Genomic DNA, 24,379 nt, shown 5'->3' with positions numbered 1-24,379 from the left:
TCCGCGGTTCAAACGATGGTGAACAGCGGTTGGTCGTACTCAACCGGCTGGCCGTCTTCGACGAGGATGGATTCGATCACACCGCTGGTTTCAGCTTCGATGTGGTTCATCATCTTCATCGCTTCAACGATGCACAGGGTGTCGCCTTTCTTCACGGTCTGGCCCACTTCAACGAAGGATGGCGAGGACGGGGAAGACTTGCGATAGAAGGTGCCGACCATAGGCGAACGGGCAACGGTGCCGTTCAGTACGGGGGCGGCCGGAGCAGCAGGGGCGGCAGCAGCCACCGGAGCAGCGGCAACAGGTGCCGGGGCCGGAGCGTGCATTGGCGCAGGAGCGTAGTACTGCTGAGCCGGGGTCTTGCTGTGACGGCTGATGCGAACGGACTCTTCGCCTTCCTTGATCTCGAGCTCGTCGATGCCGGACTCTTCCAGCAATTCGATCAGTTTCTTAACTTTACGGATATCCATGAATCATCAACTCCCAAGGGTCGGTCAGGGGCGTTTAGCTTGTGTTTCAAGCTGTTCCAGGGCGGCCTCCAGGGCCAGTCGATAACCGCTGGCGCCAAGGCCGCAGATCACTCCCACCGCTACATCGGAGAAGTAAGAGTGATGGCGGAAAGGTTCGCGTTTGTGCACGTTAGACAAATGCACTTCGATGAATGGGATGCTCACCGCCAGCAGCGCGTCACGTAATGCGACGCTTGTGTGAGTAAAAGCTGCTGGATTGATCAGAATGAAGTCCACACCTTCGCTGCTGGCAGCGTGGATGCGGTCGATCAATTCGTACTCGGCGTTGCTTTGCAGGTAGAGCAAATGATGGCCGGCTTCACGGGCACGGCGTTCCAGGTCCTGGTTGATCTGCGCCAGGGTGGTCGCCCCGTAGACGCCCGGTTCGCGGGTGCCGAGCAAGTTCAGGTTGGGTCCGTGCAGAACCAGTAGCGTCGCCATCTGCTGTTCCTTGTTATCTGTGTGCAATTGTCAGAACCCGGCGACTATGCCGCAAAGCCTTTGTGACTGTCCAGTTCTATGCAATAGCCAGCACGATGGCCGATGTTTGCGCGAAATATATGACCGAGTGATTAAATCCGGTCATTCGCTTTGACGACACGTTCGGCGAAGTCTTTCGCATTGATCTCGCCGATCACTCGCACATCGGCACGTTCGGCGCCGTCTTTGCCGAAAAACATCAGCGCGGGCGGGCCGAACAGCTTGTAGCGGTCGAGGAGGGTGCGTTGCTCGGCATTGCTGGCGGTGATGTCGAAACGGATCAATCGATAACCCTGCAGATGTTCGACGACTTTGGTGTTGTTGAGCACCTCGTGCTCGATGACTTTGCAACTGATGCACCAGTCGGCATACCAGTCCAGCAACAGCGGAGTGCCGGACGATTTGGCTTCGGCGAGGACACGGTCGAGGTCGGCGGGGGTGCTGACGGTTTGCCAGGCGTTGCTGGTTTGCACTTGGTTGGCAACCACGGTGCGGCCCAGCGGGTTGAGCAAGTCACCCTGGCCGCTGAAAGCGCCATACCAGCAGGCCATCGCGTAAAACAGCAGGAACAGGCCGAGCAATTGCCCGAGGCGCTTTCGCGGCGGTTTATACACAAACTCCAGCGCGCCCAGGAACAGGCCGACGCCACCCCATAGCAAACCCACCAGCAGCAAGGTGACCTGGCCCGGTACGACGCGGCTCAGCAAACCAATCGCCAGCGCCAGCAACAACACGCCAATCGCGTTTTTCACATAGACCAGCCACGGGCCGCTTTTCGGCAGCCAGGCCGCACCGCCGGTGGCTACCAGTAACAGCGGCGTGCCCATGCCCAGGCCCAGCACGAACAGTTTCAATCCGCCGCCCAGCGCATCGCCGCTGGCGCTGATGTACAGCAGCGCACCGGCCAATGGCGCGGAAACGCAAGGTGATACCAACAGGCTGGAAACCACCCCCAACACCGCCGCGCCCCACAACGAACCGCCCTCGGTGCGCCCGGCAATCCGGTCCAGTCGGCTGCTGATGAAGTGCGGCAGTTTCAGCTCAAACACGCCAAACATGGCCAGGGCAAACACCGCAAAAAATGTGGCGAACGGCACCAGCACCCAGGCCGATTGCAGGCGGGCCTGAAGATTGAGTTGTGCGCCGAACATCCCCATCAGCGCGCCGAGCAGGGCGAAACACGCGGCCATCGGCAGCACGTAGGCCAGGGACAGATTGAAGCCGCGCAACCCGCCAATCTGGCCGCGCAGAACCACGCTGGACAGGATCGGCAGCATCGGCAGCACACAGGGCGTAAACGTCAGGCCCAATCCGGCGAGGAAGAACAACGCCAGTTCGCGCCAGCTCCAGTTTGCCGCCGTTGGGGCGACTTGATCGGCAACCACCGCGCCGTTGCCATCAATGCTCAACCGCTCGGTTTCCGGCGGATAGCACAGGCCTTTGTCGGCGCAGCCCTGATAGGTCACCACCAACGTGAACGGTCGTTGATCGGTGCGCGGCAGTTCTACATCGAGAATCCCGTGGTACACCTCGACATCGCCGAAGTACTCATCGTGCTTCTTTTCACCGTCGGGCAGTTGCGCCGCGCCGAGCACGACATCCGCCGGATCGGCGCGAAACTGGAAACGGTGACGATAGAGGTAGTAACCCTCGGTGGCGACGAAGCGCAGCTTGATCGATTGCGGCGTGCCGTCTACCAGGCTCAACTGAAAGGCTTCGCGCACCGGCAGGAAATCGGCGCTGTTGTTGATCGAACCCAATGTCGAACTGGGCCGACTGTCCAGCAACCCGGTGGCGGAGGCCGGCAGGGCGAGCACTAACAGCAGCAGGCAAAGCAAACGGCGCATGACAATCTCGCGTGTTGGACGTGGGGGCATGATAGCGGACAGCGACGCGGATTGCCGCCGTACCTGTGGGAGCGAGGCTTGCCCGCGAAGAACGATTACGCGGTACATCAGGCAGACCGCGTTATCGTTCTTCGCGGGCAAGCCTCGCTCCTACAGGTGCCCCGATCATTCCCACGCGCGGTGAAAACGATCATTAATCAGACGCGGAAGGCCTGGACGGCGGTGTGAAGCCGCCCACCCAGCACCAACAAATTCTCCCCTTGCTCACGCCCCTCACCAATCCTCAGCAAATTATCCCCACCCAACTGATGAATCCGCTCGCTGTGATCGCGAATCTCGCTGACCGCGCCACTTTGCTGCGCCGTGACATCGGCAATGCGCACCGCCGTGTCGGCGATGGTCTGGATCGCGTCGACGATTTTATCCAGCGCCCCATCCGCGTCTTGTGCCTGATTGGCCGTGGCTTCGGCATGTTCGACTTGCGCGCGCATGCCTTCCACCGATTGCCGCGCTGCCGTTTGCAGGCCGGCGATCAAGGTCTGGATTTCGGCGGTGGCACCGGCGGTGCGTTGGGCGAGGGAGCGCACTTCTTCGGCGACCACCGCAAAACCACGGCCCATTTCCCCGGCGCGCGCCGCTTCGATGGCCGCGTTCAGGGCCAGCAGGTTGGTCTGGTCGGCAATCGAGCGGATCACCGTCAGCACGCCGCCGATGGTCGCCGACTCTTCGGCCAAGTGTTCGATCATCTGTGCGTTGCCTTGCACCTCGCCCACCAACGCATGCAGCCCGGTCAGGCTCAAGCCGATGACTTTCTGCCCATGCTCTACCGCCAACCCGGCATGGCGACTGGCGTCGGCGGCCTGGCTGGCATCGCCGGCCACTTGTTGGATGGTGGCTTCCAGTTCGCCCAGGGAGTCGCGGATTAACGCCGTGTCGCCGGCCTGGTGTTCGGCGCCGCTGTGCAGGTCGTTGCTCAACTCGGCCAGGGTGCGGCTGCTGCCGGCGACTTGTTCGGCGTTGAGGCGAATGGTCCCTACCAAGTCCACGAGATAAGCACGCAAGCGATTGAGCGAGGCCTGGATGTCATGCAGTTCGCGGTTGGTCTTGCCCAGTTGAATGTCCTGGCTGAAGTCACCTTCGGCCCAGGTCGACAGGGCGGGTGCGAGGTTGGTCAGGGTTCGGGCCAAACGGCGTTGCAGGGTGTCGATCAACAGTGCGATCAGCAGAATCAGACCGATCATCAGCCCTTGCATCAAGCGCACTTCGCCCTGGATCTGCCCGTGCTGGGCGCGTACCACCGGTTCCAGGCCGGCGATGGCTTGTTGCGCGGCGGCGATTTTCAGGTGCGTGGCGGCGCTCAGGTCGGCGCGTTTTTGAATTTGATCGCGGGTGCGCGCCAGTTCCGCCGGGTAGCGGGTGAGCAGGCCGTTCAATTCACGCTTGAGGCCGACGCCGGCATCTTCGGCCACGGCTTTTTCGGTGTTCTCCAGGCCCATCATCGCGTTGAAATCGTCGCTGCTCGATTCCACGCTGGCCGTCACTCCAAGCAGCGGCAACGCATCCAGTTGCGTCGCTTGGGCGCGAATGCTGGTGACCTCGCGCTCGACATCAGCGGCCAGTTCGCTGCGCCCGCTGCTGACCAGTTTGTCCCGGGCCAGGGACAGCTTGCCCAAGTGCTGGGAGGCGGTGAGCAACGGCGTCAGGTAGCTCGCGTTAGCGCTGGCGTACTGGCTGAGCTGATCGAGGCTGGCGCCCAGCTCCCGTTCGGCTTGCAGTAATAGCGCTTGCGGATCCCCCGCAAGTTTGCCGGCGGCCAGCAGGTCGGTCTTGCTGAATTCTTCCAGGCTCGACAGGCTCGGGCGCAAGGACTCAGCCAAGGTCGGGGGCAGTTCGGTGAGTTCTTTTTGCAGGCCATCGATGGCCTGGCCGGCACTGCTCAAGCGCAAGGCATCGCCGCTGGACAGGTAATCCTCGACGTTACGCGCCACTTCATTTTGAAACTGCTGGGATAAACCGAGGTAGCGCTCCATCAACAGATAGGGGCGCTCCAGGGCTTTTTGCGACCACCACAGTGTGGCGCCGAGGGCGACGCACACGGCGATCAGCAGGAGAGTATTGAGATTGGTCAGCAGCTTCAGGCGCATAACGGGTCTACCGACGGCAGAATGGTAAGCGCCTGAATTTATTGCGTTTGTGTTACAGGGTTATGACCGACTCAGTGGATTCCGATGAAAAAGTGGCACTTTGCTTTGACGCCCGCGCGGCCTGCACACGGTTGCGCCCGGCATCCTTGGCGCGGTACAGCGCCTCGTCCGCCTGGCTGGCCATCATCAGGCTGTCGGAATCTTCGCGCAGCTCCACCACCCCGGCGCTGAAGGTGCACCAAAGGTCTTGCGGTTGGGCCGGGTAGTGAATTTCGGCAAAGCGCTGACGGATTTCGTCGAGCACCTTGTGGGCCGATTCGACATCGGTGTCCGGCATGACAATGGCGAACTCTTCACCGCCATAACGGCCAATGAAGTCGGTCTTGCGCAAGCGTTGCTTGAGAAACAGCGCCAGGCTCTTGATCACCCGGTCGCCCATGGGGTGGCCGTGGCTGTCGTTGACCCGTTTGAAGTGGTCGATGTCGAGCATCGCAAAGCTCAACGGCTTGTTCTCGCGACGGGCGCGGAACGAGCAGTCTTCGAGCAATTGCAGAATGTGCGTGTGGTTGTACAGGCCGGTGAGGCTGTCCCGGACCATCCGCGCCTTAAGGTTACGCGCACGGGCGGCGCGGTTGCGCACGGTGGTGATCAGGTGCCGGGGCTTGATTGGCTTGGTCAGGAAGTCGTCGCCGCCTTCGCTCATGGCGTCGAGCTGCTTGTCCAGGTCGTCCTCGGCCGACAGATAAATGATCGGCACGCTGACATAACGGTCGTTGTGGCGGATCACCTTGGCCAGTTCGGTACCGGTGCAGGCCGGCATGTACATGTCGAGGATGATCAGGTCGGGCTGGAAATCCGCGAGTTCGGCCATGGCCTGGATCGGTTCGATCAAGGTACGCGTGACAATCCCGGCGCTGTTGAGCAGGCGCTCGGTGTGTAGGGCCTGGGCGCGGGAGTCGTCGATGATCAGCACTTTATAGGGTTCGTACTGGGCGACGCAGGTCAGGACTTCGATCTTCTCCAGCAGGCTCGAGGCTTCGAGGGTGCCGGTGAGGAATTCCTGGCCGCCGGCGCGCACGGCGGCGAGCCGGGTCGGGGTGTCGGTTTCGTGCAGGCTGAAAAACAACAGCGGCAGTGGTTCGTCGAGGCCGACCTGGGCTTCGGCGGCCAGTTTCAGGCCGATGCCGGGGCCGCTGAAGTCCACATCCATGACAATCGCCGCCGGCAAGCGCTCGACCATCGAGGAGCGAAACGCCGAGACGCTGTCCAGGGACTGGGCGCTGAGGCCGAAGAATTCCAGTTGCTTGGCCAGCCGCTCGGCCCGGTCGTGATCCTGCAACATCACGTAGATCGGCTTGCGCAGCGGCGGCAGGAACGTCTGGTCCAGTTGATCGCCGTGACGCAGGCCGGTGCGCGACAGGCGCTGCATCAAACGGTTGAGGTCAGTGATCAGGCCGCTGCTCAGGCGTCCGCGATTGGCGTCCACCGCTTCCAGCGACTGGCCGATGTGGCGCGCCAGTTGCGAGTGTTCCGGTTGTTCGAAACGCTCGGCAAAGCGCAGCAGGCGCAGGTTGGCCTCGCTCAGCTCGGACAAATCGGTGGTGGACCACTCGCTGCGTTGCAGGCGCTGCCATATCTCAAGAATTTGACGTGCCTGATGAATTACCCGCTGGGCAAAGTGGTGCTTGAGGCGCTCACGGCTGGGGTCTTCTGGCTCGGTCATATCCTGACTACTAGTTAGGGTGCATGCTGAGATCGACTGGTGGCTCTATGCTAGCACCTCTTTTCCGTCACATGAGTGTCGTACGTCAATAATCTGCAAAGCGACCTCATTCAGTTTCTGACCGACTGGTCGCATAGGCTCCAGGGCTGTGCTTCATTTATAGTGGCGCCTCGATCGCCGCGATTGTATGGCTCGTTGTTTCCCGCAGGATTGAGGTGCGGTAAAAAGCGGCACGATGGCGTAGGGTTGTGGTCGAACCGATGAACTCAAGTGATTGAAAGGATATCGCCATGCTGGACTGGAAGAACCGCGCGGGCAGCGCACCCGAACGTGCCGCTGAACCGAAATCGGCCACCCGCAGCTACGTCAGCGGCCTGTTGTTCAGCCGGGCGCTGGCCACCCTGATTGCCATTTACCTGTTGGTGACCATCGGCCTTGGCTGGTACTGGAGCGAAGAGCCTGCGCTGTTTCCGGTCCAGCAAAATGCCCAGGTCGCGGCCGAGCAACAAGGCAAGCAGATGGTCGTCGGCTACACCACGGTGGAAACCCTCAAGACCGTCGCCGGTACGTTGCTGACCAAACCGGGCGGCTACATTTCCAACGACCGCTTCCCGCCGGGCCTGTGGATGGACAACATGCCGAGCTGGGAATATGGCGTGCTGGTGCAGGTCCGCGACCTGACCCGCGCCCTGCGTAAAGACTTCGCCCGCTCGCAATCGCAGTCGGCGGAAGACTCGGACCTGGCCAAGGCCGAGCCGCGTTTCAACTTCGATAACAAGAGCTGGATCTTGCCGTCCAGTGAGTCGGAGTATCAGGAAGGCATCAATTCCCTGAGCCGCTACCAGGCGCGCCTGTCCGATCCGTCGCAGAAAAACGCGTTGTTCTATGCCCGCGCCGACAACCTGAACAACTGGCTGGGCGATGTCGGCACCCGTTTGGGTTCGTTGTCGCAACGCCTGTCGGCCAGTGTTGGCCGGGTCAAGCTCAATACCTCGCTGAAAACCGAAGTGGTGGTGCCGGGCCAGGTACCGCAGGTTGACGAAGAAATCGTCGAAACCCCGTGGATGCAGATCGACAACGTGTTCTACGAAGCACGCGGTCAGGCCTGGGCCCTGTCCCACCTGTTGCGTGCCATCGAAGTCGACTTCGCCGACGTGTTGGCGAAGAAAAACGCCACGGTCAGCGTGCGCCAGATCATCCGTGAACTGGAGGCTTCCCAAGAGCCGGTCTGGAGCCCGATGATCCTCAACGGCAGCGGCTTCGGCGTGTTGGCCAACCACTCGCTGGTCATGGCCAACTACATTTCCCGGGCCAACGCGGCGGTGATCGATTTGCGTCAACTGCTGAACCAGGGCTGATTCATGGTTGATAACGCCAAAGAGGCCGCCCATCGCGCGGCCTCGGATGCCGAACAGATCGCCTGGGTCGACGAGCAGGACAACCTGCTCGGCGGCCTGGTCCGCCGCGACTTGCGCGAACGCGGGCTGATCGGGCGCGGCACCTACATCATGCTGTTCAACTCGGCCGGTGAACTTTGCGTACACCGGCGCACCCTGAGCAAAGCCATTTATCCCGGTTACTGGGACGTGGCGGCGGGGGGCATGGTCCAGGTCAACGAGAGCTACGCCGAGTCGGCCGCCCGAGAGCTGGAAGAGGAACTGGGGGTAAGCGGTGTGGAACTGACTGCCCATGACCATTTTTTCTTCGAAGACACCGGCAATCGGCTGTGGTGTTCGGCGTTTTCGGCGGTGTGGGACGGCCCGTTGATCCTGCAGCCGGAAGAAGTGCTTGAAGCGCGCTTTATCCCGATCGATCAGGTGATGCTGGAAATCCAGCAAAAGCCTTACTGCCCGGACTCTTTGGCCGCGTTGAAGCGTTATCTGCGGGCTCAGCAAACCGACGTCGCAAAAGAGCCATAAATTGGCGCCGATTGGCTCTTAGCAAGTCGGCTTTTTGCCGTTACACTGCGCGACCTTTTCAAGCTGAACCGACATGGCTCTTTGCAGGAGCGAAGCTTGCTCGCGAAGACAGCGGCACATCCGGAATGGATGTACCTGACACACCGCTTTCGCGAGCAAGCTTCGCTCCTACAGGTCTGTACCGTTTCAGTAGCGCTGCCCCTGCCTGAGTGGGGCTTCGCGGTCGATGGCGCCCTCCCGGGTTGCCGCGGCCAGTCTTTGTCCTCCCAAGAGGATTGCCGGTGGCCAAAAAAGCCGCATCCTTCGCCGCCCTAGGTGGCCTGGTATTTTCCACCGACGCAGGTCGTCATTGCCCGGATTGCAGTAAGCCGGTGGACGCCTGTATCTGCAAACAGACCGTGATCCCGGCCGGCGACGGCATTGCTCGCGTGCGTCGCGAAAGCAAGGGCCGTGGCGGCAAGACGGTGACCACCATCACCGGCGTGCCGTTGGCTCTGGATGCGCTCACGGCCCTGGCGACCACCTTGAAGAAGCGTTGTGGCACCGGTGGGGCGTTGAAAGACGGCATCATCGAAATCCAGGGCGATCATGTCGAGCTACTCTTGGCCGAGCTGATCAAGCTGGGTTTCAAGGCCAAGAAGTCCGGCGGCTAGCAGCTTCTGTGAAAACCACCCTCGGCTTGATCCGGTCCTGATTTCATTCGGTCCGGCGTCGCCTACATGGTTTTCACAGAGCCTGTTCTGACTGGTTTCTAAACTCACTGCGCTCAGCGAGGTCTATCCCCTCGTTGACGAACCGTCATTTTCATTCTTTAGACTGCGCCGGCCTGAACCCAGGCGACGCTCTATGACTTCTTTATAGGGGACTTCAATGTCCGTAAGACGCACACGCAAAGACGATGGCAGCCAATGGACAGTTGCGGACAGCCGCAGTGTTTACGGGATCCGCCATTGGGGGGCCGGATATTTCGCGATCAATGACGCCGGTCGCGTCGAAGTTCGTCCGAACGGTCCGACCAGTTCGCCTATCGACCTGTTCGAGCAAGTCGACCAACTGCGCAAAAGCGGTTTGTCCTTGCCATTGCTGGTGCGGTTCCCCGATATCCTGCAAGACCGCGTGCGTCAGCTGACCGGCGCCTTCGACGCCAACATCGAGCGCCTGGAATACCAGAGCAAATACACCGCGCTGTACCCGATCAAGGTTAACCAGCAAGAAGCGGTGATCGAGAACATCATTGCCACCCAGGACGTGTCCATCGGCCTGGAAGCCGGTTCCAAGCCTGAGCTGCTGGCCGTGCTGGCCCTGGCGCCGAAGGGCGGAACCATCGTCTGCAACGGCTACAAGGACCGCGAGTTCATCCGCTTGGCGTTGATGGGTCAGAAGCTCGGTCACAACGTGTTCATCGTGATCGAGAAAGAGTCCGAAGTTGAGCTGGTGATCGAAGAAGCCGCCTCGCTCAAGGTCAAGCCACAGGTTGGCCTGCGCGTGCGCCTGTCGTCCCTGGCCTCGTCCAAGTGGGCGGACACCGGCGGCGAGAAATCCAAATTCGGCCTGTCGGCGGCGCAGTTGCTGTCCGTGGTCGAGCGCTTCCGCGCTGCGGGCCTGGATCAAGGCATTCGCCTGCTGCACTTCCACATGGGCTCGCAGATCGCCAACCTGGCGGACTACCAGCACGGTTTCAAGGAAGCGATCCGCTACTACGGCGAACTGCGCAACCTCGGCCTGCCGGTGGACCACATCGACGTCGGCGGCGGCCTGGGCGTGGACTACGACGGTACGCACTCGCGTAACGCCAGTTCGATCAACTACGACATGGACGACTACGCCGGTGTCGTGGTCGGGATGCTCAAGGAATTCTGCGACGCGCAGAGCCTGCCGCACCCGAACATCTTCTCCGAGAGCGGCCGCTCCCTGACCGCCCACCACGCGATGCTGGTGGTGCAAGTGACCGACGTCGAGAAACACAACGACGACGTGCCGAAGATCGAGAACAAGGAAGAGCTGCCGGAAACCGTGCAGTGGCTGGTTGACCTGCTGGGCCCGACCGACATCGAGATGGTCACCGAAACCTACTGGCGCGCCACGCACTACATGAGCGACATCGCCGCCCAGTACGCCGATGGCAAGCTGACCCTGGCGGAAAAAGCCCTGGCCGAGCAGTGCTACTTTGCGGTCTGCCGTCGTCTGCACAACTCGTTGAAGGCGCGTCAGCGTTCGCACCGCCAAGTGCTCGACGAACTCAACGACAAGCTGGCCGACAAGTACATCTGCAACTTCTCGGTGTTCCAGAGCCTGCCGGACACCTGGGCCATCGGCCAGGTATTGCCGATCCTGCCGCTGCACCGTCTCGACGAAGAGCCGATGCGCCGTGCGGTGCTGCAAGACCTGACCTGCGACTCCGACGGCAAGATCAAACAATACGTCGACGAGCAGAGCATCGAAACCAGCCTGCCCGTGCACGGCCTGAACGAAGGTGAAGACTACCTGCTGGGGATCTTCCTGGTCGGCGCTTACCAGGAAATTCTCGGCGACATGCACAACCTGTTCGGTGACACCGACTCGGTGAACATCTACCAGAACGCCGACGGCAGCGTGTACCACGCCGGGATCGAGACTCACGACACCATCGAAGACATGCTGCGCTACGTGCACTTGTCGCCGGAGGAGTTGATGACCCACTACCGCGACAAGTGCGCCAGTGCGCGCATCACTGCCGCCGAGCGCACCCAGTTCCTCGACGCGCTGCGCCTGGGCCTGACCCGCTCGTCTTACCTGTCTTCTTGAGGTAAGGCACTGTTCCCATCGGGTTGTCTGAAAATGTTCCGCACGCTGCGGAAATTTCAGATGACCCGGTGCGACATTTCTCTCTTTCCAAGCGAAATGACTCACATCGACGGTTGTTAAAGCGATGTGGTCTTCTTTTCGCGTAGGTCATTTCCTAAGTTGTACTTCGGCACTCTACTCGGCCATGTCTCTCGGCGAGAATCCCCGGCCGCCCCTCCTGTAGAGAATCGCCGATGTTCGATCCAGTCAACGAGCCGTCATTTCGTCTGGACGTAGCGGGCCTGCCCGACGCCTTTGAGGTCCTGGCCTTTACCGGCAGTGAAGCCATCAGCGAACCGTTTGTGTTCGAGGTGGACCTGCTGATCGATGACCCGACACTCGACCTTGCCAGCCTGCTGTATCGCGGGGCGTTCTTGCAGTTCGAAGCCTCGGGCACCGGTATCCACGGGCAATTGCATGAACTCGTCCAGCGTGAACATGGCACCTTGTCCCGGCTGTGTCGTGTGCGTCTGCGGCCGAAACTGGCGTGCCTGGCCCAGCGCTTCAGCCAGCGCATCTTCAGCGGGCGTTCGGTGCCGCAGATTCTTGGGCAGGTGCTCAAGGAGCATGGGATTGCCGGCAAGGACTGGCGCCTGGCCTTGAGCAGCGATTACCCGCCCCGGGATTTCTGCACGCAGTACCGCGAATCGGACCTGCAATTTTTCCAGCGTCTGTGCGCCGAAGAGCGTCTTCACTACCACTTCGAGCATTCCAGCCGAGGGCACTGTTTGATCATCAGTGACGATCAGGGGGCCTCGCGCCATGGGCAAACGCTGGTGTTCCAGGGTGAAAGCGAGCCGTGCGCAGTGTCTCGGTTCGAGGTGCAAGTTGGTGTGAACGCGGCGCCGGTCGCCGAGGGCCGGACAACCCTGACGACGTTGCGCAGTGGTCAGTTGATGCCGCTGGCCGGCCATCCGGTCAACGAGTGGAATGATGTGTGGCGCTTGATTGAGGTTGAGCACCGGGGCGGCCAGGAGCCGCTGTTTGCCTATGCCAACACGATTCGCGCCGTGCCATGGGAGGCGCCCTGGGTGGCCACCCATGGGCCGGCGAAACCCCGGATGCTCAGCCTGCAACGGGCCTGGGTCGTCGATGTCGAGGAGGCCCAACCCGATCCGGCGCGTCCCGTAGCGGTGCAGTTCGACTGGCTCTATCAAGGCGAAGGCGCAAAACCGGATCACTGTTGGCTGCCCCTGGCCCCCGAACTGAACAATGCCGCCCACTCGCAATGGAGGGCAGGGGCCGAGGTGGTGGTCAGTTTCATCGAGGGCGATCCGGACCAGCCGTTGATCACCGGGTTGCTGCAAGGCCCGCCGTGCGTCAATGAACCTGAAGTGACGAGCGCGGTGCAGCCTGAATCAGCAGGTTTGCTGGCCTTGCTGCGATCGAGCGAACCCTTGCTGTTGCTCTGCCTGCTGCCGGGCGGCGGTAGTTTCAGTCATTGTCGGGAGCAGGTCTGCACCTGTCGGGCGGCAACGCTGTTTGGCCAGAGCGGTGCGGCATGATCGGCGTCCAGACGCCAGACCCGACCTCGCAATGGCTGTTGCTGGATGTACCCGGTGCGCCTGGCGCGGCGGCCATGCTGCGGCGACGATTCACCGATGTGCGCTGGTGCTGGTTGTTCGAAGACACCGAGTTGCATTCCTTGCGCGAGCACGGACCGGCGCTGATCGAACTGCGGGACTGCCCGGCGCTGATCGAGTTTTGCTACAGCGAGCCCCACACCTGGCAAGGTTTGCTGCTGGTCAGCGAGGCGTCGGTGGCCCTGCTGCTGGCGCATTTGCGGCGCATGCTCACGGTGTCGCTCGGCCTGCATCACCGGGCGCTGCTGAGCTATTACAACCCGCACTGCGCCAGCTACTTCTTTGATGCCTGTGATGCCGAGGAGCTGAGCCGCTGGCTCGGCCCGATCAGCCAGTTGCGCTGGTTCGGCGGGACCTGGGCCGATCGGGCCATTGGCAGTCAGGGCTGGCAGAAACTGCTCAATCCGGGACTGGCGGTCAGCCCGCTGGCGGTCGAAGAAAACCTCAGCCCGCGCCAACAAGAAAAGCTGCAAACCTGTGTGCTGGAGCAACATGCCTGGCACTGGAGCCGATCCACTGGCACTGAGTACAACCGCTTGTGGTCCCATGTGCAGGAAGGCCTGGCGCTGGGCTTTAGTGAACGGCCGGTACTGGATGGCTGGTTGTGGCTACGCTTGCAGTGTCCGGGCGCTTTGCCCGCGCAACCCTTGCCGGGGCAGACCCAGCAGGAACGACTCGATTACCTGCGCAATCGCTGGCAGGGCGATCAACCCTGACACGAGGATGTCACCGATATGGCGAACACAATCCGACGACTGTTCAAAGCGTGTATCGGCGGGGTTTTACTGGCCATGGTGGTTGCCTGTTCGCCACTGAAAATGCTCAATGCCCTCACCCCTGACGGCACTTTCGACAAGACCGACGGCATTGCTTATGGCGGTGATCCACGGCAAAAACTCGATGTGTATGTGCCCCGGTATCCGGTGAAAAACGCGCCGGTGGTGGTGTTTTTTTATGGCGGCAGCTGGAACAGCGGTTCACGCAGCGATTACAGCTTTGTCGGCGAGGCGTTTGGCCTCCCGAGGCATCGTCGCGGTGCTGGCGGATTATCGTTTGTATCCACAGGTGCGTTATCCGCTGTTTCTAGAGGACTGCGCCAAAGCCGTAGCCTGGGCCCACGACCACATTCGTGAGTTTTCCGGGGACCCTGAGCGGATGTTCCTGATGGGCCACAGTTCGGGGGCCTACAACGTGGCGATGTTGGCGCTGGAGCCTCCGTTGCTGGAGGCGGTGGGCATGTCGCCCCATGATCTGCGTGGCTGGATCGGCCTGGCCGGGCCGTATGATTTTCTGCCGATCAAGAATCCCGAGGTGCGCCCGGTATTTTTCTGGCCAGATTCACCGCCGCAGTCACAGCCGATCAATCACATCAGTCGCGGGGCGCCGCCGGCCTTGTTAATCGCGGCAAAGGACGATGACGTGGTCAACCCGACCCGCAACACCGGCGGCTTGGCGAACAAACTGCGGGCGGCCGGGGTTGCGGTTCAGGATCGATACTATGCCCGCACCAGCCACGCCACGCTGGTGGCGACGCTGTCCCGGCCCCTGCGCGGCCTGGCGCCGGTGCTGGATGAGGTCACGTCTTTCGTCAAATCCACGCCGAGTCAGTGAACGCGGCCGGCAAACCAGCCATCGTTCTGGCGCAAGCGCCAGGCAATCGCGCCAAGCGTCAGGCTGCGCAGCAACATGAACAGCAGGAAAGTGATCCACAGCCCATGGTTGCCCAGACCTTGCAACGCCCAGGCGAAGGGCAGCAACAGCAGCATGGTCAACAGCATGCCGTTGCGCATTTCCCGGGCGCGGGTGGCGCCGATGAACAACCCGTCCAGCAGGTAACTCCAGACCGCAATCAGCGGCAGGGCGGCGAGGTAGGGCAGGTAGACGAACGCGGTGTCGCGCACGCTCTGGATGTTGGTTTGCATCTCGACGAACAGATGCCCGGCGAACAGAAACAGCGCGGCAAAGCCCAGGCTGGCGATCAACGACCAACCGGCGGCCACCACCAATGAGCGGCGCAAAGCATCGCGATCCCGCGCGCCGATGGCATGGCCGCACAGGGCTTCCACGGCGTGGGCCAGGCCATCGAGGGCGTGGGCGGTCAATAACAAACCGTTGAGCAGCAGCGCGTTGGCGGCGACCGTGGCATCGCCCAGCCGCGCGCCTTGTACGGTGATCAGGAAAAACACCGATTGCAGCACCAGGCTTCGGATGAAAATGTCGCGGTTGACCGCCAGCAGCGGGCGCCAGCTCTGCCACAGCGCCAGAGCGGCCCAGGCGATGTGGCCGGGATAGGCGCGCAGGGCCTTGCGGGTCATGAACAGGCCGATCAGCGCACCGGTCCATTCGGCAATCACCGAGGCCCGGGCGGCGCCGACCACGCCCCAATCCAGGCCGAGGACGAACCACAGGTTCAGCGCGATGTTCACCAGGTTAGTGCCCAGCAGAATCGCCAGCGGCGCCCGGGCGTTCTGGGTGCCGAGGAACCAGCCGACCAGCGCGTAACTGGCCAGCGCTGCCGGCAGGCCAAACAAACGGGTGTGGAAAAATTCCCGGGTCAGTTGATCCAACTCGGCCGACGGTTGCATGAAGTGCAGCGCCACGCCGCTCAACGGAATCCCCGCCGCCCCGAGCACGATGGCCAGGCCCATGGCCAACAGCAGGCCCTGCAACAGAATCTGCCGCAACGCCGCGCCATCCCCGCGCCCGGCGGCCTGTGCGGCAAAACCGGTGGTGCCCATGCGCAGAAAACCCATGCCCCAGGCCAGGAAGGTATACAGGCTGGCCCCGACGGCGACGGCGCCCAGTTGATGGGCGTGGGGCAAGTGACCGATGACGGTGCTGTCGACCAGCGCCACCAGCGGTACGGAAATGTTCGAGAGGATCATGGGGGCGGCGAGGGCCCAGACCTTGCGGTGGGTCGGGCGGTCGCGCCAGTCGGCGATCAGGTTGGACATGCGGGCTCCTTGGGGAGCGGGCATTGTAGCGACAGTTTGCGTGATCGTTCCCACGCTCTGTGGGAATGACTCCTGTGACGCTCTGCGTCACGTCGTCAGGGACGCGGAGCGTCCGGGGCTGCATTCCCACGCAGAGCGTGGGAATGATCAGGGGTGTCAGTGGATGATCCAGCTCAACAACCAAAGCCCCAGCAACAACCAGATGATCCCCATGATGATCGACGCATTCATGAACGCCCGGATCGCCGACCACAACAGCATCAGCCCGATGATCAGCGCGATGATGCTGATGATCGAGGTGTCCATGCCCAGCGTCCGGGACAGCCCTTCGACAAAGTTGCTGCCGGCATGGCTGAGGATATTGAACAGGCCACTGAGGCCGTCGACGATAAAGCGGATGACCGAACCGAGTGCCTGGCCGAGCCATTCAAAGAAACTTTCTACCTGCATGTGGGCGTCCTGATGATGGTGGTGGCAAGGTTGCCGCGCCTGACTTGGGCCGCGGATCGTAGTGCCGAGTTCCCTACTAGCATAGAGGGTTTGACTTGCCCCTGTGGCAGGGCTTTTGTGGCGAGGGAGCTTGCTCCCGCTTGAGTGCGCAGCACTCACCCAAGGGGCCGCTGCGCAGCCCGACGCGAGCAAGCTCGCTCGCCACAGGTTCGACACCCATGGAAAAGCGCGCAATCTCCGGGACTTGCCTTCACCCGCCATCCCCCCGAAGCTATACGCCTTCAGGAGAGCCCGATGAACCTTGTTGAACTGACCGAACGCCTGCACGCCATCCGTGACCGTAATGACTGGCGCCAATTTCACAGCCCGAAAAACCTGGCCATGGCCGCGAGCGTGGAAATGTCCGAGCTGGTGGAGATCTTCCAGTGGCTGAGCGAAGACCAGTCCCGCCAATTGCCCGCCGACAAACTGGCCCACGCCGGGCAGGAAGTCGGCGACATCGTGCTCTATCTCTTATTGCTGTGCAGCGAGTTGGGGTTGGACATGAACGAAGTGGTGCGCAGCAAACTCGCGGACAGCGAACGGCGGTTCAGCTGATGAGCGACCGTCATTTCGATCAACTGGCGACCCGCTTCGCGGAAAAAATCTACGGCGGGGCCAAAGGCGCGATTCGCCTGGCGGTGCTGCAAGCCGACCTGGCGGAAACCCTGCCGGACCGTCCGCTGCGCGTCCTCGACATCGGCGCCGGCCTCGGCCATATGTCGCTGTGGCTGGCCCAGCGCGGGCATGACGTCACCCTCGCCGAACCGGCCGCGCCAATGCTCGAAGGCGCGCGCCAACGCTTCGCCGACGCCGGGCAGAGCGCGACCTTCATTCAAGCGCCGTGGCAGGATTTGCTCGGCCAGCTCACCGAACCCTACGACCTGGTGCTGTGTCACGCCGTGCTGGAATGGCTCGCCGAACCCCACGCGATCCTGCCGGTGCTGCATCAACTCACGACCAAGGAGGGCTGGCTGTCCCTGGCCTTCTATAACCGCGACGCACTGATCTACCGCAACCTGCTCAAGGGCCACTTCCGCAAAATGCGCAAGAACGACATGGCCGGTGAGAAGCAGAGCCTGACCCCGCAACAGCCCCTTGATCCACGGGAACTGGCGGCGCAACTTGAAGGTCTGTGGCAGGTCGAAACCCAAAGTGGGGTGCGGGTTTTTCACGACTACATGCCGGTGGAATTCCAGGCCCGCGCCGAACTGGTGGACTTGCTCGAAATGGAACTGGCCCACCGTCGCCACCCAAGCTTTGCCGGGCTTGGGCGTTACTTGCACTGGATCTGTCGGCCGATCTGATCGGAGAACAACATGAACGCGCGTTCAGGGTTACTGCTGATGTGTCTGGGGTTGGCCGCCTGCCAGGGCAGCAACCCGTATGTGGCGACGTCCAACCCCTTGCCGCCGGCGCCCGCGCAAGCGGCGAATACCTTCGACCGCAGCGCCTACCCGGCGCCGCCCCGGGACTACGGGCGTTACCGCAGTTGGGCCTGGCTCAACGGGCAACTGCCGCCGGGTTCGGCCTGGGCGGATTCGGCGCAAGTGGCCGAAGCGGTCAGCAGCGCCCTCGATCAGCGCGGCTTGCGCCCCTTGCACGATAATCGCCCGGCGGACCTGTTGGTCAGCGCCAACCTGCATCTGGAAACCCGCTTGCGCCAGGTTCAGGACGACTATGGATATTACGGCGGCGGGTATGGCGGCTACCGCCGATATGGCGGCGGTTACGGCATGTACGAAACCGTGCCGATCGTGCGCACTTATTCGGAACAGGTTGTGGTGGTGCGTGTCGATCTGTTCGACGCCGGCACCGGTCAACCGGTGTGGAGCGCCAGCGCCGAAACGGCGAACCAGGGCAATCAAAGCCAGCGCGTCGATGCGATTCGGGAGGCTGTGGAAAAGGCCATGTCGGCGTATCCTCCCAGTTAGCTTCTTGTAGATAAGAAGCATTGCGCAGGTTCATGTCTTCAATCGGAGAACCATCATGTTCCGCCCTCTCGTATTACTGGCTGTGGCCGTGCTGCTCAGTGCCTGCGCCCACCAGGTCAACCATGATTTCGACGCCAGCCGCGACTTCGCCGCCTATCGCAGCTGGAGCTGGAAAGAACCCGCCCTGCAATACCGCCCCGATGACCCGCGCATCAAGAGCGACCTGACCGAACAGCGCATCCGTCAGGCGGTGACCGATCAGCTCGATCAACGCGGCTTGCGTCCCGCCGCCGGGGGCCAGAAGGGTGATGTGAATGTGCAGGCCTACCTGATCGTCGAAGACCGTCAGCAACAAGTGACCACCAATTACGGCGGCGGTTGGGGCGGCCCTTGGAACGGCTACTGGGGCGGCCCGATGTACAACGAAACGCGCAACGTCAGCTACAAAGTGGCGACCATCCAGATCGACCTGCTCGACGGCAAGGACGGCAAACTGGTGTGGCGCGGCAGCGACGAGCAAATCCTCAGCAGCTCGCCCAACCCGGCAGATCGCAGCAATGCCGTGCGCGAAACCGTGGGCCGGATCCTGGCCAACTACCCACCCCGATAAACCCCACAATCCCTGCAGGAGCAAAGCTTGCTCGCGAAGACGTCGGCACATCCAAAACGGATGTACCTGACACACCGCTTTCGCGAGCAAGCTTCGCTTCTGCAGGTTTTGTGTGGTCGGCAACCTCGCCAACCCTTGTCTACACTGCAATTTGCCAATGGAGGCAGCACAAGGTGTGCGCCGGCGAAGGAGTGCGCGATGTCGCAGTTTCGCGGCCCGGTTCGGCAACGGGGGGCTATCGGTTTGATGGCGGCGCTGACCTTGGGCATGGCCCTGGTGTTCCTGCTGCTGGTGGTCGATAGCGGTCGGCTGTACCTGGAAAAACGCAACCTGCAACGGGTGGCGGACATGGCGGCCCTGGAAGCGGCCAGCCGGGGTGGCGATTGCGCCGCCGGTGCCACGGCCACCACGTATGCCACCGCCAGTGCGACACGCAACGGTTTCATCCTGCCCGACCCCACTCGCACCCTGGCCGTGACCTGCGGCGCCTTGAGCCTGGACGCCAACAACCTGCGGGTATTCGGCGCCGATCCGAGTAAAAGCGAAGCCATTCGAGTGATCGCCAGCCATGCCGTCCCGCGCAGCATTGCCGGGGGCATCGGCGCGCTGTTCGGCGGTGCGTCCGCCGGATCGACCCTCAACCTGAGCGCCACCGCCGTCGCCGCATTACCGCCGCCGGTGGCCGCCCTGACCATTCGCAGTACCTTGCTGAGCGTTGATACCAGCAAGTCCGCCATGCTCAACGCATTGTTCGGTGGCTTGCTCGGGGGCAACGTCAATATCAGCGTCGCGGGCTGGAACGGATTGATCAATACCAACATCAGCCTGCTCGGTTACCTGGACCGCTTGAAACTGGACCTCGGCCTGACCGTCGCCGGTTATGACCAGGCTCTGGGAACCGCCGTCAACGTCAGCCAACTGATCCAGACCGCCATCAATGTGCTCGACCCCGGCGGCACGCTGGGGGCGACCGTGACCATCGCCAGCCTGCAAGCGCTCAAGGTTGCGGCGGGTACCACCAAGGTGGTGCTGGGCAATCTGCTGCATGTCGAGGCCGGCAGCAACATCGCGGCGCTGGCGACCAACATCAAGGTGTTCGACCTCGTCGAGTCATTTGTGCAACTGGCCAATAAGAAGAACGGCCTGGTGGCGACCCAGCAAATCAACCTGGCGGGGCTGGCGCAAATCACGGCCCGGGTACAAGTGCTGGAACCGCCGCAGTTGTCGGCCATCGGCAACCCGAAAAATGCGGCGCTCGCGCCGTTGGGGCCGAATCGGATTTATGTGAAAACCGCCCAGGTGCGCACGCTGCTGTCGATCAATTTGCCGGTGCTGGATGCGATTACCCCGCTGGTCAACGCGGTGGCCGATCTGGCCGGGCCGTTGACCAATACGCTCAACGCCTTGCTCAACCTCAATCTGGTCGGCGTGCTCGATTCGCTCACTTGCCTGTTGGGCGTGCCCTGCCAGACGCCCGACATCATCGTGCTGCCAGCGCCGATCCGCCTCGATGTGGCGCTGGACGTGGCCAGCGCCAACAGCTACGTCACCGCCTACAGTTGCCTCAGCCCCACCAGCAAAACCCTGACCACCAACACCAGCACATCATTGGTGAACCTGAAAATCGGCACCATCGATCCGGCCACGGCGTTCGGCAGCAACATCACGCCGCCCACGGTGGTGGCGCAGCCGTTGAAGGTGATCGATATCGGTGTGAAAACCTGCCAGCGCTTTCTGTTGGTCTTGCCGTTCAACTGCACCCCGCGCACGCCGGGTGTCGGCGGAGGGCTCGATATCTCGGCCAACACCACCGTGGGTTCGAACGCCAACATGCCTCACGTGTATGCCGCACCCGCCGCCGCCAACCTGCCGGACATCAACCAGCCGCCGTTCTATTACTCCTTTGCCACCACCAACGTGGTCAGCAGCCTGAACGACACCCTGAACAACCTCCAGCTCAACATGTATGGCCCGTCGGGCAGTCTGGTCAGTGTGCTGGGGACGATCCTCAGCTCGGTCAAAACCTTGCTGGTCAACGCGATCAATAGCGTCCTCAGCCCCTTGCTCGACACGCTGATCAACACCTTGCTGGTGAGCCTGGGCATTGACCTGAACAAAGTTGATGTCGGCGCCAACCTCAGCTGTCACTCAGGCCGCGCCTCGCTGGTGATCTGATTGTCCGGGGCAATCGGCAGCTCGATACAAAACCGCGCGCCCTCGCTCGAGTTGCGCACGCTCAAGCGCCCGCCCATGTTTTCGACGATGCCATAACTCACCGACAACCCCAGCCCGGTGCCGACGCCCACCGGTTTGGTGGTGAAGAACGGTTCGAAAATCCGCTCCAGCAAACGCGGATCGATGCCGCCGCCGTTGTCCTCGACCCACAGCCTCACCGACTGAGCATCGCGTTCGGCGTACACCGAGATCCACGGCTTGAAATCCCGATCCGCCTCGCGCTTGCCGAGCAACGCGTCCCGGGCGTTGACGATCAGGTTGATCAGCACCTGTTCCAGTTGATCCACATGACCGCGCACCTGCACCGCAAAATCGATCTCGCTGACCCGCAGTTCCACGCCTTTGCCGCGCATGCCTTCGGCCAGCAGCGCCAGGGTGCCTTCGATGGCCTCGGCCGGGTTGAACGGATGCTGCTCGACCTCGGAGCGGCGGCCGAACACGCGCATGTGGTCGACGACCCGTGCCGCCCGCTGCACCTGCGTGTCGATGCGCTTGAGTTTGTCGGTCAGGTAATCGATTTGCACATCGCCGTTGCCCAGGCGCTTGAGCACATTGACGATGGCCATGCGCATCACGTTCAGCGGCTGATTGATCTCATGGGCCAGCCCCGTGGCCATTTCGCCGAGGGTGGCCATTTTCGCGCTCTGGGTCAGTTGCTGCTGGGAGCGGCGCACGTCCGTGTTGTCGCGGCCCACGGCCTGGACTTCAAGCAAACGGCCCTGCTCGTCGAACACCCCGCGATCCGACCAGACCCACCAGGCGTGTTCCCGTCCCGGCAATTGCAGGTTGATTTCCGCGGTGCTGACCGGGCATTCCGGGCTCAGTTGCCCGATCCGTTGCAGGAAGGCGTCACGCTGTTCCGGCGACATCCAACTGCCCAGGTTCACTCCGGGCAATTGATCGGGTTGGCATTCCAGGTACGTCGCCAGCGGCCGGTTGCCAAAGCTCAGGGTCAGGTCCGGGCGATAACGGCAGATCATCGCCGGGGAGTCTTCCACCAGTATCCGATAGCGTTCTTCGCTTTGTTTCACCGCCTCGGCCGCCAGGGTTGCTTCGGTGACGTCCAGCCACAGGCCGACGGCTTCCACCGGCAGCCCGAGGTCATCGCGCAGCAGCTTGGCTTCGTCGAGCAGCCAGTGATAATCGCCGCGCCTGTCGCGCAGTCGATACCGGGCGCGCACCGAGCCCTGACGCAACAGCTGCCGCGTGCGCTCGAAGTAGTGCTCGCGGTCGTCGGGGTGCACCCGTTCCACCAGTGAGCCGTTGCTGATATCGGCCAGGTTCCAGCCCAGCAGCGGCAACAGGCTGTCGCTGAAAAACGTCGGTTGCAGCGCCCCTTCGACATAGCGCTGCACGTAGATCACCGCCGGTGAACTGGCGATCAGATTGTCCAGCCGGGCATGGGCCGCTGCGGCCTGTTGCTCCTGGTTCTTGATGTCGCTGATGTCGAGCATGAACCCCACCAAACGACGGTTTTGCCCGAGGCCCAGGGCCTGGCCTTGCAGGCGATACCACGCTGCGCTGTGTGGCGCGTCGGGGTGATGCAGGCGCACGCACAGGACGAATGTCGTGCCTTCGTCGCGCAAGGTGTGCAAGTGGCTGCGCAGTTCTTCGCGGTCGGCCGGGTGGACCTGATCCAGCCAGTCGTGCAGCGGCAGTCGGCTGCTCGACAGGTGCAAGGTGTTGGCCAGTGACGGCGCCAGTTGCACCTCGGCCTGCTCGCTGAACAGCTCCCACCAACCGGTACCCAGCAAGGCTTGCAACGACTCCAGCCGCTCCAGTTGCAGGTGATGCCAGTGTTCGCGCAAACGCTCCAGCAACGGGCCGGCGAGGGCGGCGCACAGGTGCAGCCAATCGCGCTCGGTCACGTCCGGCGCCTGCTGTTGCGCGGGGTAGAAACCACAGAGCAGCCAGGCGACCACGCCCTGGGCATCGTGATAGGGCACGGCCAGGCCCTCGGCATTGCCGAACGTACTTTGCAGGCGCGGGTGTTCATTGAGGGTCATGCGCTGGGGGGCGGAGCCGCTCAAGCTGTCGAGGCCGGCACCCAGGTGTTGCCCGGTCTGCCACAGCTGCGGAGCATCGAAAGCGGCGAACTGCTGGTGAACCTGCCAGCCTTGTTCCTGCTCGTCGAGCAGGGCCACGGCGAGGCACGGGATGTGAAAGCGTTGCGCCAGGCCTTGCAGTTGTTCCGTCAACACCTCGGGCAGGCGCGACAGGCTGCACAAGCGCAACTGTTCGCTGATCTGCGTCGCCAGGAACTGGCAGTGTTCGCGGCTTTGCGCCTGCCGCCGTTCCAGCAACAAGTCGCCGATGTCCATCAACTGCAACAGCCAGGTGTCGGCCAACGGCTGGACCCAGCCGCGCAGATGCAAGGGCTGGCCGCTGAGGCTGAAGAAATCCAGGTCCAGGCTTTGTCCCTGCCAGTCCGCCGGTTTGCCTTCGACCACCAACACGCTTTGCGGCATGAGGTAGTCAAGCAAGTGCGGGGTTTGCCCGACCGGCATCGACGGGGCCAACACATGGCGCAACGGACCGGTCAGGTGCAGCACCCGGCCCTCGGCATCCACATGCACTTGCAGGCCGAGGCTGGGCACGTTCAAAGGTTCTGGTGCTTGAGAGGAGGGCGGCGATTGGCGATGGAGCAGGCGCCCGAACAGCGTGTCCCCGGAACTCAAAATTGCAGGCTCGAACTGGCCGTCAGATTGGCCGGCAGATTGGGCACCGCACCGATGCCCGGCAACACCAGGAACGGGATGACCTGATTCAGCTTGGCGACCGGATAAGTGATGGTGACCTTCAGGACCCCGCCGGTGTAGGTGGCCGCCGTGTCGGTGGCCACATTGAAATTCAGCGCGGCAGGAATCCACGACAGTTGCCGGGCCAGTTCGGTGGTCGCCAGGGCGGTGACGGCGGTGTTGTAGTTGGCGGTGCCGGGGTCCAGCGCCACGCTGCGGCGCACCGCTTCGGCGGTGGCCTGGTTGAATGACTGCATCAGCAACAGCGGCAGGCTGTAACTCACCAGCCCATAAAACACGGCAAAAAAGATCACGAACACCAAGGCGAATTCAATCGCGGCGGCGCCTTTTTGCTTGCGGGGGAGGCCTGCTTTCATGACTGCGTCTACCC

Annotated in this window: 20 protein-coding genes and 1 pseudogene; 12 read left to right on the top strand and 9 right to left on the bottom strand. The window is 62.3% G+C overall.

All coding sequences use genetic code 11. The features are described 5' to 3' along the window. Positions 1-8: 8 nt before the first annotated feature. The 5 genes from accB to gcbA form a co-directional block, all read right to left on the bottom strand. Positions 9-470, bottom strand: a complete 462-nt coding sequence (gene accB, locus ACZ89E_RS19280) for an acetyl-CoA carboxylase biotin carboxyl carrier protein (RefSeq protein WP_054044024.1) — start codon at positions 468-470, stop codon at positions 9-11. A gap of 24 nt (positions 471-494) precedes the next feature. Then, complete coding sequence (gene aroQ, locus ACZ89E_RS19275) at positions 495-950, bottom strand: type II 3-dehydroquinate dehydratase (protein WP_149660672.1); 456 nt, start codon at positions 948-950, stop codon at positions 495-497. Positions 951-1,081: 131 nt separating this feature from the next. Beyond that, positions 1,082-2,836, bottom strand: coding sequence for a protein-disulfide reductase DsbD (locus tag ACZ89E_RS19270; RefSeq protein WP_476256256.1), 1,755 nt, complete (start codon positions 2,834-2,836; stop codon positions 1,082-1,084). Positions 2,837-3,033: 197 nt separating this feature from the next. After that, on the bottom strand, positions 3,034-4,077 hold the full coding sequence (locus tag ACZ89E_RS19265; RefSeq protein ID WP_375538919.1) for a methyl-accepting chemotaxis protein: 1,044 nt from the start codon (positions 4,075-4,077) through the stop codon (positions 3,034-3,036). 955 nt (positions 4,078-5,032) lie between these two features. Continuing rightward, positions 5,033-6,703 (bottom strand): diguanylate cyclase GcbA, encoded by a 1,671-nt coding sequence (gene gcbA, locus ACZ89E_RS19260; protein WP_054044020.1) that lies wholly within the window; start codon positions 6,701-6,703, stop codon positions 5,033-5,035. Between the two features lie 290 nt (positions 6,704-6,993). Here gcbA and ACZ89E_RS19255 point away from each other — a divergent pair, with 290 nt between their 5' ends. From ACZ89E_RS19255 to ACZ89E_RS19225, 7 genes and pseudogenes are all read left to right on the top strand, one after another. Next, positions 6,994-8,061: a DUF2333 family protein gene (locus tag ACZ89E_RS19255; RefSeq protein ID WP_149660676.1), complete on the top strand. Its 1,068-nt coding sequence runs from the start codon at positions 6,994-6,996 to the stop codon at positions 8,059-8,061. Positions 8,062-8,064: 3 nt separating this feature from the next. Further along, entirely contained in the window at positions 8,065-8,622 is a 558-nt protein-coding gene (locus ACZ89E_RS19250; protein ID WP_476256255.1) for an NUDIX hydrolase, read from the top strand. Between the two features lie 281 nt (positions 8,623-8,903). Then, positions 8,904-9,275 (top strand): translation initiation factor Sui1, encoded by a 372-nt coding sequence (locus ACZ89E_RS19245; RefSeq protein WP_123599678.1) that lies wholly within the window; start codon positions 8,904-8,906, stop codon positions 9,273-9,275. A gap of 217 nt (positions 9,276-9,492) precedes the next feature. Beyond that, positions 9,493-11,406, top strand: a complete 1,914-nt coding sequence (speA, locus tag ACZ89E_RS19240) for an arginine decarboxylase (protein ID WP_149660678.1) — start codon at positions 9,493-9,495, stop codon at positions 11,404-11,406. A gap of 233 nt (positions 11,407-11,639) precedes the next feature. After that, positions 11,640-12,950 carry a type VI secretion system Vgr family protein gene (locus ACZ89E_RS19235; RefSeq protein ID WP_476256254.1) on the top strand — a complete coding sequence of 437 codons (1,311 nt, stop codon included), beginning with the start codon at positions 11,640-11,642 and terminating at the stop codon, positions 12,948-12,950. After that, on the top strand, positions 12,947-13,744 hold the full coding sequence (locus ACZ89E_RS19230; protein WP_149660680.1) for a DUF4123 domain-containing protein: 798 nt from the start codon (positions 12,947-12,949) through the stop codon (positions 13,742-13,744). Before ACZ89E_RS19235 ends, ACZ89E_RS19230 begins: the two co-directional genes overlap by 4 nt. Positions 13,745-13,762: 18 nt before the next feature. Then, positions 13,763-14,639, top strand: a pseudogene (locus tag ACZ89E_RS19225) (alpha/beta hydrolase). Here the strand turns inward: ACZ89E_RS19225 and ACZ89E_RS19220 are convergent. Then, positions 14,633-15,982 carry an MATE family efflux transporter gene (locus ACZ89E_RS19220; RefSeq protein ID WP_476256253.1) on the bottom strand — a complete coding sequence of 450 codons (1,350 nt, stop codon included), beginning with the start codon at positions 15,980-15,982 and terminating at the stop codon, positions 14,633-14,635. The pseudogene ACZ89E_RS19225 and the gene ACZ89E_RS19220 overlap by 7 nt on opposite strands. A gap of 156 nt (positions 15,983-16,138) precedes the next feature. Further along, positions 16,139-16,432: a hypothetical protein gene (locus tag ACZ89E_RS19215; protein WP_133839339.1), complete on the bottom strand. Its 294-nt coding sequence runs from the start codon at positions 16,430-16,432 to the stop codon at positions 16,139-16,141. Between the two features lie 294 nt (positions 16,433-16,726). On the opposite strand from ACZ89E_RS19215, the gene ACZ89E_RS19210 reads away from it, so the two are divergent. From ACZ89E_RS19210 to ACZ89E_RS19190, 5 genes are all read left to right on the top strand, one after another. Then, a complete protein-coding gene (locus ACZ89E_RS19210) occupies positions 16,727-17,029 on the top strand; it encodes a MazG-like family protein (RefSeq protein WP_017336358.1) in 303 nt (100 codons plus the stop codon). Then, a complete protein-coding gene (locus ACZ89E_RS19205) occupies positions 17,029-17,778 on the top strand; it encodes a methyltransferase (protein ID WP_149660683.1) in 750 nt (249 codons plus the stop codon). The genes ACZ89E_RS19210 and ACZ89E_RS19205 overlap by 1 nt, the downstream gene beginning before the upstream one ends. Before the next feature lie 12 nt (positions 17,779-17,790). Further along, positions 17,791-18,405, top strand: coding sequence for a DUF4136 domain-containing protein (locus tag ACZ89E_RS19200; RefSeq protein WP_149660684.1), 615 nt, complete (start codon positions 17,791-17,793; stop codon positions 18,403-18,405). A gap of 55 nt (positions 18,406-18,460) precedes the next feature. After that, positions 18,461-19,015, top strand: a complete 555-nt coding sequence (locus ACZ89E_RS19195; protein WP_463259295.1) for a DUF4136 domain-containing protein — start codon at positions 18,461-18,463, stop codon at positions 19,013-19,015. 198 nt (positions 19,016-19,213) lie between these two features. Then, positions 19,214-21,190: a pilus assembly protein TadG-related protein gene (locus ACZ89E_RS19190; RefSeq protein WP_476256252.1), complete on the top strand. Its 1,977-nt coding sequence runs from the start codon at positions 19,214-19,216 to the stop codon at positions 21,188-21,190. On the opposite strand, the gene ACZ89E_RS19185 is transcribed toward ACZ89E_RS19190, so the two are convergent. Further along, positions 21,160-23,928 carry a PAS domain-containing sensor histidine kinase gene (locus tag ACZ89E_RS19185; protein ID WP_476256251.1) on the bottom strand — a complete coding sequence of 923 codons (2,769 nt, stop codon included), beginning with the start codon at positions 23,926-23,928 and terminating at the stop codon, positions 21,160-21,162. The genes ACZ89E_RS19190 and ACZ89E_RS19185 overlap by 31 nt on opposite strands. Next, on the bottom strand, positions 23,925-24,365 hold the full coding sequence (locus ACZ89E_RS19180; RefSeq protein ID WP_476256250.1) for a TadE/TadG family type IV pilus assembly protein: 441 nt from the start codon (positions 24,363-24,365) through the stop codon (positions 23,925-23,927). The genes ACZ89E_RS19185 and ACZ89E_RS19180 overlap by 4 nt, the downstream gene beginning before the upstream one ends. Positions 24,366-24,379 lie beyond the last annotated feature (14 nt).

The sequence above is a fragment of the Pseudomonas sp. TE3899 genome, assembly GCF_056279105.1.
The sequence above is the reverse complement of the archived record's forward strand: the minus strand, read 5'-3'. Positions and strand labels throughout refer to the sequence as shown.